Source organism: Shewanella electrica, assembly GCF_022321485.1.
GTDB classification, from domain to species: Bacteria; Pseudomonadota; Gammaproteobacteria; order Enterobacterales; family Shewanellaceae; genus Shewanella; species Shewanella electrica.
The window spans coordinates 1-13,168 of record NZ_JAKOGG010000018.1; the positions used below are offsets into that span (position 1 = coordinate 1).

Sequence of the window (13,168 nt, forward strand, 5' to 3'; positions counted from 1 at the left end):
AGCCAGTATGAAGCGTCCAGCCCTTTGGAGAAATATCATGCTAATAGTTCAAATTACGTTCGTGATCTTGCCCTGGGTAGCATATGTAATTGAGTGGCTTGGTAATTCACTATAAAATTTTTAGATGATTAAGAATTAATTGCTAATGATAACCAAAAAATCTTTATGAGTTAGTTATAGAATCAATTGTTGAGCAGATGCTAAATTTAATAGGCTTGTTATGGGCTTTCAGACAAGATTCGTGCGACAGGATTACGCCGTGAATTCCCAGCACATGCGGACTTGTGGCCGTCGCCAGCATGGATGCTGGCGTCGAGATTCCAAGGATGGATTCACATCGAGCCACAAGATCGCATGTGCATAAGCCCGCTGCAGGCGATTTATAGCGATTCGCTATCAAGCAACGTATTGCTAAACAGATGAAAGTGCCAACTTTCAAACAACACCAAAAAGCAGCACCATTTGTGCTGCACTACAAATCCTTCATTTTACGTTTAATATCAAAATCATCATCAATCACGATGCTCTCAAGGTTACGCAATCGCGCTTTAATATCATCTAACTCTTGTTGCAGTTGCTGATTTTGTTCCACCGTTTGGGCGGCAAAGGTCTTTTGCTGCAAATAGCTGTCGATGACTTTGTAGATGATCAGGCCGATGATGATGATAAAAATAATTTCGGCTAACACCATGGTGACTTCCCCTTGGCTGCGTTGCGGTGACTCGCTCAAGTGTACACCCCGAATGGGCGTGGCATACAGTCTCATCTTGTGTGCTGCGGTTGTTGCTAAGCATCGTTGGCGCAAAAAACTGCACGTGGATGTGGCGTAATGCTCGGTGTTGTTAGCGTGGCTGGCGTGTGTAATGGACGGGGCGAGGGCTGCGTCTGCTGCTGATAAAGGCGTATCAGCAGCGATGGACGCATGGGCAGGTTACAGCCGATTGATCTCGTCTTTGAGATTGTAGCCATCGTCGGTGATGATGGTTTCTAGCGTTTGAATCCGTTGATTCATGCGGTCTAGCTCTTGGCGCAGTTGGGCGATCTCTTGTTCGGCGGTGATGGCGCCTTTTTGGGTCATATAGGTCTTAGTAATTGCATAAATGATGCCTGAAATAATGGCGACGACTGCCACTTCAAACGGTCCCATGGGTAACTCCTTGTTAAGAAATTTTGCGATATTGTGTTAGCAGTAGCAAAAGTAATGCCAATGGTTATAGCTATATAAATCAGTTAATTAAGAAATCACTTTATTTTGCTAGCCGTTATTTATCCCACAAGTTGCGGGATTGCACCATTAGTTGGTGCAAATAACAAAACAGAGCGCCGTGGCGCTCTGTTTGCTGTTGGGCTTAGCCCCACGTTTTGATTTGTTGGCGAATGGCTGCTAAATCGTTTTGTACTTTGGCAATCGCATCGCGCATTGGTTGCAGCAGTTGCTTTTGGCGCTTGGCGTTGCGTTTGCTATAGAGATAGCCGTGGATCATCAGATAGATGTTGATTACGCCAAATAGCATCATGGGTAGGAAGTCAATAAGCCAATGTTGGCGATACAGCGGCAGGGTGAAATCGTTGGCGGTTAAATCCAGCAGCGGAAAAAACGGCGCGCGATAGTCGCTGTAGGTCCATGCGCCAAAGAAGATTGCCATTACCCACCATAAGCCTTGGCCGGTAAAGCCACCAAAACCTGCAAAGCTTTTTGGTGAGTATTGGCGGTCTTTGCTGATGTTGATGCCACATTCGCGGTTGAAGCTGCTGCGGTCGCCCACGTTAACATCGCTGTAGCTGAAGAATACCCAGTCGCCGATGTCGAGATCGCCCAGCACTTGTTCGCTGAACTGCCATTTCACGCGTTCGCCATTGGCACGTTCGAGCCACACTTCGCCGCTGATGCCGGTGTCACGGGTACGATCCGTACGGGTGCGGGTGTTTGAGGTGCTGTGGCTGTAGCGGTTGCCATAGTAGTGATCGGTCGTTTCTGTGGTGGTAGTCGTGACCGACACATCTGACACATCGGCTGCCACATCGCGGCTGATCACTTTTGCCAAAAAGCATTTAATGGCGACTGTGCCTTTTTGGTCGGCACTCATCAGGTTTTTGTGCAGGTAATCCTCTTTGTAGCTCATCGAGTATTGCTGCATCAGTGCACTTTCTTGCTCGGCGATATTGCCGCTCGGTTGGTCGCTATGGCGCTGGCTTTGCTGATCGCTACCGCAACTGACGCAGTATTGCAGAGAGCCGGGAATGCGTTTCTGGCAGCCAAAGCAAATCACGTCGCTGGCATGGGTTGGCCGTTCGGCATGTTGGTAGCCCAAATCATCGCGGCTGACGCCGAGCATCTGCTTCATCGACGCTTTGAGCACGTTAAAGCGGTGCTGGCCGGCTTCATATTTTTTACGATTACGGCCGCGTTCCCATAGATAACATAGCAATGCTGCCACAGCACCAGCGCCGATGGCATTTTCTGCTGGGCGCATATGTAAGCCAAAGTACGCAGCTGCGGCTACAGCAATCCAGGCAAAGAACCACAGCCACGCGGTTCCTTTAGCGCTAGGGTTCAGTGCTCCACCGCGAATCGAACGTTGCTGCTCTGGTAAGTGGTTAATCACACACAGGGCAGTGTTGTTGTGCTTAACGATTTGACGCGCAGCGCTGTCGGCAATTTTGTGGGTCAGAAAAAAATTGGTTGGGTACAGCAGTGTGAGTACATCGCCTTTTTTGATTGAAGTAAAAAACTCATCTTCAGCTTCAATCGAGGTGGTTTCGATGTTGCCATTTTCATCTTGCAGCTCAATCCACCAGAAGCCGTACTGTAAGTTGTTGTTGTTATTTACGAACTTACGCTTGTAGTAAAAGGTAGATACCACTTTACCGCTGACAACGCGCGCATTTGGATAAACGTTGCGTAGTTCTTGCATCGCTTGAGGCTCGACTTGTTCGATGCCTTTGGCGCGCAGGTGGCTGCTTTCTACCGGGTCACCACAGTGGCCGCAGTATTTGTCGTTACTAAAAATGGGTTGGTTACAGTGTTGCATGTTTTATCTCAGCCCTGTGGAGTTAGCGTGATGGATAACTGCTGCTCGCCGGCACGGACCGTGTGCCAGCGGCGGTAAGTTTGGTAACCGGCGGCGGATACCTGAATATCGTAATTGCCCGGTGTGAGGCGCATGCCTTGGCTAAAGCGTGGGCCAATGTTCATGATGCGAATGGTGGCGTCATCGGCATTACAGTTGATGGTGAGGTTGGCCTGTTGCTTCACTAGCTGTTCGGCGGCTTGGCGCACATCGCTGTCGTCCAGCAACTGGCGGGTAATGTCCCACTTGGCCATCACATGCGCTACTGGCGCGAAGTTTTTATAGATATGTGTGTGTTGTTCAAACGCTAAGCCGAGCGGATGCAGCAGTGGCTGCACGTGCAGGGTCCAGCGCAGCGCATAGGACATGACGATATTGCCGGACTGTTCCACCTTGCCAAGGAAGTAGTTCACCGGGCTATCACTCTGTTCGGTATAGCGGTTGCTAACTAACAGTGGCGGCAGCGCAATCAACAGCAGTAACGGCAGCACTTTCCACACCGTTGTGGGCACGTTGGCAATGCGACGTGGTGTTTGGTTGCTGTCCTCTGTGTCGGCGTTGGTGCGCGGTGTTTTGGCACTAAACAGCTGGGCGATTTTTAGCGGCAACTTGATGATGGTCATACACAGCAAAAACAAACTGAGTGACATTGAGATCGGCGGAATAATCACCGAGCGTAGCGCTTGTTTGCCGTGCTCGGCATATTTGCCACCATCGGCAAACTCCTGCTCAGCGTCTTTGAGCATGGCGATATATTGCTCGGTGCGCTTTTGAATATTTGGCTCGACCACATAACGCTTAAAGTTGGCTTGGCTCCAGTCGGCGCGAATATTGTCGACATACAGATCGCCCATGCGATCAGCAATCTTAGCTTGCACCGCTGGATGCAGTTGGAAGTCCGGCCAACTGAGGTTAATCGGCAGTTGTAAGCCGCGTTTGGCCATTTGGCTCCGCCACTGTTTGTCGGCATCTTGTTTCACTTTGGCGGCCACTGCACGATAAAAACCGGGGCGGTCGCCAATCTGCCAATCATTTGCCAGCGGCAGGCCTTTAGCGCCGAGTTTTTGCCGCAGTAGCTCTTGGGTGTGGTCATGCAAGCGGAACTGATTAAGTTCGCCAATGCCCATTGGGTAACCGGTTTGTTCGGTAAACAGCTGCTGAAACTTCGGTAGTGCTAAAAAGCGATTGCGATAAAACTCCGGGTCATCGGTGTATTTGTAGCGTTTATCTTTAAAACCACCATCACCACCCGTGGCGGCGCTAATGGCTTGCATACCGGTGTAGATGCCGCCGGTAAGAACACCGCCGATAATCGAGGTGAGAATGTTCTCTGAGGTGCTAACGTCTTCCTCAATCAACCAATAATCGGGCTCGATGTAGCCAAAACCTGCCTTGGAAACCTCGGTTTTATAACGTGCGTCGAGGCGGGTAATGCATTGGTCACGGCGTTCGCGCTCTGAATATTTGTCGTAACGCTCGCGGCATTTGCCGACCGCTTCAAAGTAGTCGTGGATCTTTGGCCCATACTTTTGCGCCCGCGCTTCGGCTTTAGCGATCTGCGCCTTTTGCGCTTGTTGATATTGCGCCCAACCGCTGTTGACCTCTTGCTCCACTTGCTGCCAATACTGCTGCTCGCGCTGCGGAATATCGGCTAAGGTTTGATTGTAGCGGTTGGAGCCATCGGCATATTGCTGATAATAACCGGAAAGCTCTTTATACAGCTGGCCAAAGTCTTGGTAGTTTTGCTCAAACTGAGCGTAGGCGCGCTTTTGCACAAAGTTGCCGATGATCTTCTCTTTGTACTGCTCAAGGTTGTCGGCCAGATTATGGTCGGCGTAGGTCATGCCACCAAACAGCGCCAAAAAGGTCAGGTTCTCGGAAGATTGCAGCTCGCTCGGGTCGTAGCTGAGGCCGGAAATTTCCACCGCGTTGGCGGCCAAGGCATCACGCAGTGCGGCACTCAAGGTGGCAAACTGACGTTGCTCCGGAGTGGACGGTTGTACCAGCAGTTTTTCTACCAGATATTTTTGCCCAAAAAATACCGTCGGCCACGCAAGCAAGGCCACCACACTGATGGTCAAGATGCCACGCAACACGGTGCGGTAAAACAGTGTGGGCAAAAGATCGGCTAGCAGCAAGGTCACGCCGATGCCAGATACGGTACGGCCGTAAATCTCTAAATGTTCAAGCTGCTCCGGCTTGGGTGTGCCTAGGCCGATAAGTGATACCAATTGCGCGTTAAAAATGGCTTCTGGCACCAGATAAGCGGCGCTCAGTATCACCAGGATAAGGCGCCAATAACGAGGTTTTATGGTCATTGATTATTGCTGTTGGGCTGTGGTTGCTGTTGGCCGCGCAGCTCAATTTGAATCGCTTCGGCAGGAGTGAGATCGACGTCGCTAGCGCGCTCTCTTGGCCCCGCGTGGGTATCAAGAAACACCGGCACATATTCGGTTTGGCCGGGAATATTCACCGGGCCTTTTTGCGGTTGTCCGAACGACTTCAAACTGCCGTCAATGGCCGGATACAAGTGCTGCGGAAAATAGGTCGATAGTTCATCTAGGCGCTGTAAATCAAGATCTTGTGGTAACTGGGCGATCTGCTTCGTCAGCTCGGTGGTGCCGACATACGGCTGCATCGGCGGCAGTTGATACTGGCGACAAAAGCCGTATTGGGTGTCGTCTATGATGGCGTAATCTGGCCGCTGGCTACTTGGCAGTTTGGCGAGCAAACTGGCGTGATAGGCCTGCGTATTGACGGTATAACTCGCCACCGGAATGCCGCGAGCATGCGCTAGCTGCTTAATATTGCCCGCGCTGGCGGCATATTGGCGAATATCGATCACTATGCCGAAGTTACGTTTGAGGCTGCGGCTGAGTTTATCCAGCCCTTTGCGGTTGTCGTAGCGGCGTTCACGATAGTGGCGCGTGCCAAAATCTTCGTAATCGCTCAATTCGCCTTGGTTGCGTTCATAAACCGGGTCGTTGCCGGCGCCGCGTTTTACATCGTTCGACAGCTTTTGCAGTGATGCCAACGCCGGGCGCTGAATAAAGTACAAGCGCACATCACCGTTGATTTTACGCATTTTTTCTAGGCTGCCGAGTTCAAGGCTAGAGTAAAAATAGTTGCCTTCGCCTAAGGTTTTTAGCGCCAGATAATCGAGCATCTCAATATCTTGTGCGCCTGCGCTGCCTTTAATTTCAATGTTTAGTTGCTGGCCGCGGTGGGCGCCGGCACGGAACGCTTGCGCTAACTGCACAAACGTTGGCGGCACCGTATTGGTTAGCTCACCAGTGTTGAGGTCGCGCTCGCGCAGATAACCCCACTCTTTTTTGTAGTTGATGCTGGAAATACGGCGGCGCTGATTATCCACCGTGCCGTTAGCGCGGCCGGTGTAATCATCGTGGTGGATCACCCACACATCATCGCGGGTCAAACGCACATCAATTTCGATAATCGGAAACTGGTTATCCAACGCATCAATGACGGCGTTGATAGAGTTTTCGTTGTAGCGAATCGAACCGCGGTGCGCCTGTAGCGTCATCGCGCCACATTGGTCGATGCCTATGTAGTTGATGTTGCCCAGCGCGGTACGTTGAAAACCACGCGCATAAAAGGCTTGGGTGAGGGCGGTAGCTTCGAGGTCAATCGTCGGCGTTGGTTTGGTTGCGGGTGTCGATTGGCAACCAAACAGTAACGAAGCTGTAAAAATAACAAAGAATGTAGTGGGCTTTAACTGTTTATAATGCACGCTATTTGATTGTTTTTTATGCTTATCTTATTGATTGAGTGGAATGTTATTTTGATGTAACAAAAGAATCAACCTTTAGATGGTTTTTTCGCACATATCTGTGGCGAAAAACTGCATATTAGTCGGAAATTTGACGTAAACGACGATCGAGATTGCAGGCTAGCAACCGCTGATAAAAATCGTTAGTCTGCTTGCCGACGGAACTATGAGTGAAAAATATGAATGTGAACGTTAAAGCCTGCTGCTGGTTGCTAGCTTGTTGGTTGACGAGTACCTGTGTTGCTGCCGCCGAGCCGCCGCTGCGCATTGTGGCGCTGGCCCCGCACGCGGTGGAGTTGTTGTATGCCATCGGCGCCGGTGATGAGCTGGTCGCTGCCACCGAGCACGCGGATTACCCTGAGCAAGCCAAACAGCTACCGCGCATTGGCGGTTATGCCGGTATTCAACTGGATAAACTGTTAGCACTCAAACCGGATTTAGTGGTGGCGTGGCAAGACGGCAATCGCAACCAAGATATTGAGCGCATGCAGCAACTGGGATTGCGGGTGTATTTGAGCCATCCGCAAACCTTGGCGCAAGTGGCCGATGAGTTGGAGCGGCTTGGCGAGTTGACTCATCATCAAGCACAAGCCACTGCCGCGGCACAGCAATATCGGCAGCAGTTGACGGCACTGCGCCGCGATAATGCCGCTAAGCGGCCGGTAAAAGTGTTTTATCAGTTGTGGTCAAACCCGTTGATGACCGTGGCGGGGGATAGTTGGGTGCAGCAGATTTTAGCGGTGTGTCAGGCTGATAATGTGTTTAGCGATGCCGCCAGCGATTACCCGCAAGTCAGCCTTGAAAACGTGTTGCTGCGTCAGCCTGAGGTGATCCTCAATACCGATGAAACGGGCAATCCGCAGAGTATTGATTGGCAGCAATGGCCGGAGATCCCCGCGGTGAAACAGCAGCACATCATCACTTTAAATGCCGACCTGTTGCAGCGGCCGACACCGCGCGCTATCGATGGCATTGCGCAGTTGTGTTCGGCGCTGGACAGCGTACGGCAGCAATAATCCCAATTAGCGTAAAATAAAGCGCTTGAGCCACTGTTGTAGCCGCCCGCCATAGGGCGGCTTAATCCATTGTGTTGGTGACACGCGACCACGTTGAAACACGGTTTTGGCGTGGCTAAACTCTCTAAAGCCTTCAACGCCGTGATAGTGTCCCATGCCCGAGGCACCCACGCCGCCAAACGGCGCATCATCCACCGCAACATGCATCAAGGTCTCATTGATTGATAGTGCGCCAGCATGTGTATGTTGCAATACCCGCTGTTGCAGGGCGGTTTGTTCACTCATCAGATACAGTGCTAACGGCCGTGGCCGCTGCTTGATGTAATCCAATGCTTGCTCGATGCTGCTGTAGCCGACAATCGGCAGGATCGGCCCAAAAATCTCCTGCTGCATCACCTGCATCTCGTCATTCACCTTGGTGAGTAACTGTGTGGGCCAAGCGCGAGTATTGAGTTGCTGTGGTTCAATTGGGCAAGCACTGACACATTGTGCGCCCTTGGCGCGGGCATCATCGAGCAATGCACTCAGCCGCTGGCGATGGCGCTCTGACACAATAAAGCTAACATCGGCGTTGTTGCTGAAGTGCGGATAATGCTGGGCAAACTGTTGTTGATACTGGGCAATAAATTCCGGCACTCGCGCCTCGGGGCACAGTACATAATCGGGCGCGATACAGATCTGTCCGGCATTGAGCGTCTTACCAAAAATCAGCCGTTGTACCGCCAGCGCTATCGGTATCTGTTCATCAATTAGCACGGGCGACTTGCCGCCTAATTCCAATGTCACTGGGGTGAGGTTGTGGGCGGCCGCCGCCATCACCTGTTTGCCCACCGAGGTGGCACCGGTAAATAACAGATGATCAAATGGCAAGGCGGAAAACGCTTGCGCCACTTCAACGCCGCCTTCCATAACCGAGACGTGCTCAGCGCTAAATGCTCGTTGCAATAACTGGCGTAACACTTGGTTGGTGGCTGGGGTAAATTCCGACAGCTTCAACATCACGCGATTGCCTGCTGCCAGTGCGCTGACTAACGGCCCAAGCGATAACATCACCGGGAAATTCCACGGCACTATGATGCCCACAACGCCTTTGGCTTGATAGTGAACACTCACCTTAGCGGGCGCTAACAACACCCCAGCGTGGCGTTTGCTCGGTTGCATCCAACGGCGCAGACGTTTGTGGCTGTAATCAATCATACTCAGCACCGGCTGAATATCGGCCCACAAGGTGTCGTAGCTGGCACGTTGACCATAGTCTAGCTTGAGCGCATCCGTCAGCGGCGTAACATGAGCGAGTAACTGTTGCTTCAACACGAGTAGCTGCTGCTGGCGCTGGGATGCCGTACTAAACGGCGTTTGCATAAAACCTTGGCGTTGTTGTGCAAACGCGCTAAGTAAGTCACTGTTGGCATGGGCTGAGTCGGTCATGTGGCGGCGCTACCATTACTGAATGTGGTGGGTGTTGCTGGCGGATTACACTAGCACAAACGGCCAATGTTTGGTGATAAAGCTCACAGTAAGCCAGCCAGCTTTTACTAGACTTAACGTATGGCGGCAAACGTCAGAGGCCTTTATGGATAACCAACGACACGGTTTATTTATTGGTATTGAGCATAGTGGTCGCGACCACTTCTTTCTCTCAATTAAAGCCATTGGCAAGCTCACTCATCAAGATTATCAACTGATGGTGCCGCTGCTAGAAGCGGCGATTGAGGGCACGGTGCAGCCAGAGTTATATGCCTTAGTGGATGTGACCGAGTTGCAGGGCTGGGATGCCGAAGCGCTGTGGGATGACCTGAAGTTAGGTGTCACTCACGGCCGTGATTTTAAAAAGATTGCCGTGGTTGGCCGTAGTGGCTGGCAGCAATGGATGACCAAAGTCGCCGATTGGTTTACCCCCATCGATATTGAATACTTTTATCAACGGCAGGCAGCGGTTGATTGGTTAGAACAAGCAGTAAACGACGGCCAGCATACATCGTAGGATTGATGTATGACTGTGCTATTTGATACCTCGAGCTAACGCTCGGTTAGGAGGTCAAAATGCGTTCAAAAGATATTTTGTGGCCCACAGACTTTTCCACCACGGCGTCGCACGCACTGCAATATGCGGTGGAAATGGCCAACTTCTACAAAGTCGGGCTGCGTATTCTGCATGTGGTTGACCAACCCATTGCCGATGCCAGCTATCAATTATTGATTGTGACACCAGAAGAACTGGCGAAAAGCATGGAGGAGGCCGCCGCTGACAGTATGAGAAAGCTGTTGGCGCGATTAGACACTGAACTGCGGGTGGAAACGGTGATTCGTCGTGGGGATCCGGTGCAAGTGATCGTCGATGAAGCGGAAAGCGCCGATGTTGGCATGATCGTACTGGCTAGCCATGGTCGCTCCGGTTTAGCGCACTTCCTAAACACCAATGTGTCAGAGGAGATTGCGAATCGTGCCCATTGCCCGGTGCTGGTGGTGAAATAGTCAGCCTGTTGTTTTACCTGTTAGCGGTGAGCTACCGCGTGGTGGTTCACCGTTCATCTTATTGATCTCCACAGTAATCAGATAGATAGCGGGCGTGAACTGTTTCTGTGTTTTAACTGAATTACATTGTCACATCGACTAAACTCAAGTAGTTTGGTATGGTCATTTCAGCTTGAAATCAGGAGCAAGTCATGAATATGTGGCATCCAGAGCAGGTGAGCAAACAACAGATTGCCTTTGTGCGTAAGTTGTATCTGGCGCATGTGATTGATGATGGCAAACACAACTTATTATCGTTGCAAAAGTTGACCGGTATGCCACGGCGAACGCTGCAAGATGCGCTGGCCGCCTGTAGTGATATCGGTATTGAAGTGGCATTTATTCAAGATGGTGCCCGTAACAATAGCGGCTACTACCATATTCAAACGTGGGGGCCGATCAACAGCGCATGGGTCGGCACGCATCTCTCGCAAATTCAAAACTTACTCAATATTCCCGCTGCTTAATCTGTTACAACCACGCATACAAGCCAAACCCTAACCAACTCACAAATAACAGCCCCCAAGGTAACCATTTAGGTAATTGGGTATGTTGATGCTGTAAATCTACCTCTGTTTCAAGCTGTAACTGCTCATCGAGTTGATGCCCAGTCTGCGCTTTCTTCTGCTGTTTGTTACGTTCGCGCGCCTTCGCTTTTTGCTGTTTTTTATACTCGGCGATGCCTTTTTCAATCCCTTGAGCAATCAGTTTGGTTTGCTCTTTGGTCTGCCCTTGCTGCTGGTTCGCCTTGGCGACCGCGAGGGCGGCTTGCTGGGTTTCTGGAGAGATCTGCTGCTTGGTGGCCATTATCTGCCTTGGTTGTCTGCTGGATAGCTGTTATTGTGCCAGCATTCGCATGACTTGTGCGAACCTTGCGCACATTCAAGTGAGCATCGTGACGGAACTGTTCGTTTATCACTCAAAAAGAGAACATCACTTTGGCAAAACCTTCCTCTAGCTCGGTGCGAGTATTGCCGTGGCTGCTGAGCTTTTTACGGCCTTATCGTTGGCGCGTACTCGGTGCCATGCTGTTTTTATTGATTGGTTCGCTCGCTTGGCTGGCGCTGGGGCAGGGCGTGCGCATGATGGTAGATGAAGGCTTTTTGGCCGATAACGCCGCCAGATTGAACCAGATTATCGGTATGATCCTCGGACTGACCGCCGTCAGTGCCGCCGCCGTGTTTTGCCGTTTTTACTTGATGACTTGGTTAGGGGAAAAGGTCAGCAACGATATTCGCCAACTGGTGTATCAACGTTTGCTGCACCAAAGCCGCGACTTTTTTGCCAAGCTGCGTACCGGCGAAGTGATTTCGCGTTTTACTGCTGATTCAACCTTATTGCAAACCGTGGTCGGTTCCAGTTTGTCGATGGCACTGCGCTCATCGGTGACCTTGCTCGGTGGCTTGGTGATGATGGGCTTCACCAGTTGGAAACTCACCTTGCTGGTGTTATTGGCAGTGCCGTTGGTATTAGTGCCGGTGGGTGTGTTGGGCCGTAAGGTGCGGCAACTGGCGCGTACCAGCCAAGATAAAGTCGGCGCGCTCGGCGCCTATGTCGATGAAACACTGCACGAGATCCACACGGTGCAATCTTATGGGCATGAGCCAGTGGATCAACGCCAGTTTGATGGTCTACTCTCTGAGGTGTTAGCTGCCGCTAGTGGCCGCATAAAGTACCGTGCGATGTTGATCTCGGGCGTGATGCTGCTGAGTATCGGCGCGATTGTCGGCGTGACTTGGGTCGGGGCGCACGATGTGATGGCTGGGCGAGTCTCGGCCGGTGAACTGTCCGCGTTTATGTTTTATGCGGTGATGGTGGCGGGCGCGGCGGCCACTATCAGCGAAGTGATTGGCGATATTCAGCGTGCTGTCGGCGCGACTGAGCGCTTGATGGAGCTGGCGTTAACGCCAGTAACCATTGTCGATGTGGCAACGCCGCAAACTTTGCCCACGCCAGTGCGCGGTGCGCTGGCTTTGCGTCAGGTCGATTTTGCTTATGACGTTGGCGAGCCGGTGCTGCGACAGTTAAATATCAACATCAACGCTGGCGAGCGGGTGGCATTAGTTGGGCCAAGTGGTGCCGGTAAAAGCACGTTGTTTCAGTTGCTGCAACGTTTCTACACGCCCACTGCTGGCGCAATCGAACTGGATGGTGTCGATATTCGTCAGTTGCCTATAAACTTGCTACGGGCACAATTCGCGCTGGTGCCGCAAGAATCGGTGATCTTTGCTGGCAGCGTGTTAGATAACGTGCGCTATGGTCGGCCGGATGCCAGCGACGCCGAAGTGATTGCCGCCTGTAAAGCGGCTTACGCCGATGAGTTTATTAACGAGCTGACTGATGGCTACCACGCCTATTTAGGTGAACGCGGTGTACGTTTATCTGGTGGACAGAAACAACGCATCTCGATTGCGCGCGCGATTTTGGCTGACAGGCCGCTACTGTTGCTGGATGAAGCAACCAGCGCCTTGGATGCGGTCAGTGAAGTGAAAGTCAAACAGGCGCTCGACAAGCTGATGGTCGGCCGCACCACCTTAGTGATTGCCCACCGCTTGGCGACCGTGTTAAATGCCGATCGCATTCTGGTATTAGATCAAGGCCAACTGGTGGCTAGCGGCCGCCACCAAGAGTTGTTGCAATCGAGTGAGCTGTATCGCCAATTTGCGGCGTTACAACTGCTGAGCGAAACCAGTGAACTCCCTGCCTAGCGGCGATATGAATAAGTCGCTAATGCAAGTCATCGGGTGAGTTATTTGCCCATTTGCGGTTAGACTGTG

Annotated in this window: 12 protein-coding genes; 5 read left to right on the forward strand and 7 right to left on the reverse strand. The window is 51.6% G+C overall.

Translation table 11 applies throughout. From position 1 onward, the window contains the following. Positions 1 to 472 precede the first annotated feature (472 nt). From L9G74_RS17455 to L9G74_RS17475, 5 genes are all read right to left on the reverse strand, one after another. Entirely contained in the window at positions 473 to 730 is a 258-nt protein-coding gene (locus L9G74_RS17455; RefSeq protein WP_238898052.1) for a hypothetical protein, read from the reverse strand. A gap of 201 nt (positions 731 to 931) precedes the next feature. Continuing rightward, positions 932 to 1,147: a hypothetical protein gene (locus L9G74_RS17460; protein ID WP_238898053.1), complete on the reverse strand. Its 216-nt coding sequence runs from the start codon at positions 1,145 to 1,147 to the stop codon at positions 932 to 934. A gap of 202 nt (positions 1,148 to 1,349) precedes the next feature. Then, a complete protein-coding gene (locus tag L9G74_RS17465; protein WP_238898054.1) occupies positions 1,350 to 3,032 on the reverse strand; it encodes a hypothetical protein in 1,683 nt (560 codons plus the stop codon). A gap of 8 nt (positions 3,033 to 3,040) precedes the next feature. Then, positions 3,041 to 5,389, reverse strand: a complete 2,349-nt coding sequence (locus L9G74_RS17470) for a carboxypeptidase-like regulatory domain-containing protein (protein WP_238898055.1) — start codon at positions 5,387 to 5,389, stop codon at positions 3,041 to 3,043. Then, positions 5,386 to 6,822: a glycerophosphodiester phosphodiesterase gene (locus L9G74_RS17475; RefSeq protein WP_238898056.1), complete on the reverse strand. Its 1,437-nt coding sequence runs from the start codon at positions 6,820 to 6,822 to the stop codon at positions 5,386 to 5,388. Before L9G74_RS17475 ends, L9G74_RS17470 begins: the two co-directional genes overlap by 4 nt. Positions 6,823 to 7,040: 218 nt before the next feature. Here L9G74_RS17475 and L9G74_RS17480 point away from each other — a divergent pair, with 218 nt between their 5' ends. Further along, complete coding sequence (locus tag L9G74_RS17480; protein ID WP_238898123.1) at positions 7,041 to 7,877, forward strand: cobalamin-binding protein; 837 nt, start codon at positions 7,041 to 7,043, stop codon at positions 7,875 to 7,877. Between the two features lie 6 nt (positions 7,878 to 7,883). On the opposite strand, the gene L9G74_RS17485 is transcribed toward L9G74_RS17480, so the two are convergent. Then, positions 7,884 to 9,305, reverse strand: coding sequence for a coniferyl aldehyde dehydrogenase (locus tag L9G74_RS17485; RefSeq protein WP_238898057.1), 1,422 nt, complete (start codon positions 9,303 to 9,305; stop codon positions 7,884 to 7,886). A 145-nt stretch (positions 9,306 to 9,450) separates the two neighbouring features. Here L9G74_RS17485 and L9G74_RS17490 point away from each other — a divergent pair, with 145 nt between their 5' ends. The 3 genes from L9G74_RS17490 (at position 9,451) to L9G74_RS17500 (ending at position 10,858) form a co-directional block, all read left to right on the forward strand. Further along, positions 9,451 to 9,861, forward strand: a complete 411-nt coding sequence (locus tag L9G74_RS17490) for a SpoIIAA family protein (protein ID WP_238898058.1) — start codon at positions 9,451 to 9,453, stop codon at positions 9,859 to 9,861. Between the two features lie 59 nt (positions 9,862 to 9,920). Then, positions 9,921 to 10,352, forward strand: a complete 432-nt coding sequence (locus tag L9G74_RS17495) for a universal stress protein (protein WP_238898059.1) — start codon at positions 9,921 to 9,923, stop codon at positions 10,350 to 10,352. Between the two features lie 191 nt (positions 10,353 to 10,543). After that, a complete protein-coding gene (locus L9G74_RS17500) occupies positions 10,544 to 10,858 on the forward strand; it encodes a winged helix-turn-helix domain-containing protein (RefSeq protein WP_238898060.1) in 315 nt (104 codons plus the stop codon). 4 nt (positions 10,859 to 10,862) lie between these two features. Here L9G74_RS17500 and L9G74_RS17505 read toward each other — a convergent pair whose 3' ends face one another. Continuing rightward, positions 10,863 to 11,198: a DUF2956 domain-containing protein gene (locus tag L9G74_RS17505; RefSeq protein ID WP_238898061.1), complete on the reverse strand. Its 336-nt coding sequence runs from the start codon at positions 11,196 to 11,198 to the stop codon at positions 10,863 to 10,865. Between the two features lie 125 nt (positions 11,199 to 11,323). On the opposite strand from L9G74_RS17505, the gene L9G74_RS17510 reads away from it, so the two are divergent. Then, positions 11,324 to 13,099, forward strand: coding sequence for an ABC transporter transmembrane domain-containing protein (locus tag L9G74_RS17510; protein WP_438944586.1), 1,776 nt, complete (start codon positions 11,324 to 11,326; stop codon positions 13,097 to 13,099). The last annotated feature ends 69 nt before the right edge of the window (positions 13,100 to 13,168 follow it).

Bases quoted from the DNA above. Each gene is read 5' to 3' on its own strand.
- L9G74_RS17485 (WP_238898057.1), bottom strand. From the start codon at position 9,305: ATGACCGACTCAGCCCATGCCAACAGTGACTTACTTAGCGCGTTTGCA.
- L9G74_RS17500 (WP_238898060.1), top strand. From the start codon at position 10,544: ATGAATATGTGGCATCCAGAGCAGGTGAGCAAACAACAGATTGCCTTT.
- L9G74_RS17495 (WP_238898059.1), top strand. From the start codon at position 9,921: ATGCGTTCAAAAGATATTTTGTGGCCCACAGACTTTTCCACCACGGCG.
- L9G74_RS17470 (WP_238898055.1), bottom strand. From the start codon at position 5,389: ATGACCATAAAACCTCGTTATTGGCGCCTTATCCTGGTGATACTGAGC.
- L9G74_RS17480 (WP_238898123.1), top strand. From the start codon at position 7,041: ATGAATGTGAACGTTAAAGCCTGCTGCTGGTTGCTAGCTTGTTGGTTG.
- L9G74_RS17465 (WP_238898054.1), bottom strand. From the start codon at position 3,032: ATGCAACACTGTAACCAACCCATTTTTAGTAACGACAAATACTGCGGC.
- L9G74_RS17490 (WP_238898058.1), top strand. From the start codon at position 9,451: ATGGATAACCAACGACACGGTTTATTTATTGGTATTGAGCATAGTGGT.
- L9G74_RS17460 (WP_238898053.1), bottom strand. From the start codon at position 1,147: ATGGGACCGTTTGAAGTGGCAGTCGTCGCCATTATTTCAGGCATCATT.
- L9G74_RS17505 (WP_238898061.1), bottom strand. From the start codon at position 11,198: ATGGCCACCAAGCAGCAGATCTCTCCAGAAACCCAGCAAGCCGCCCTC.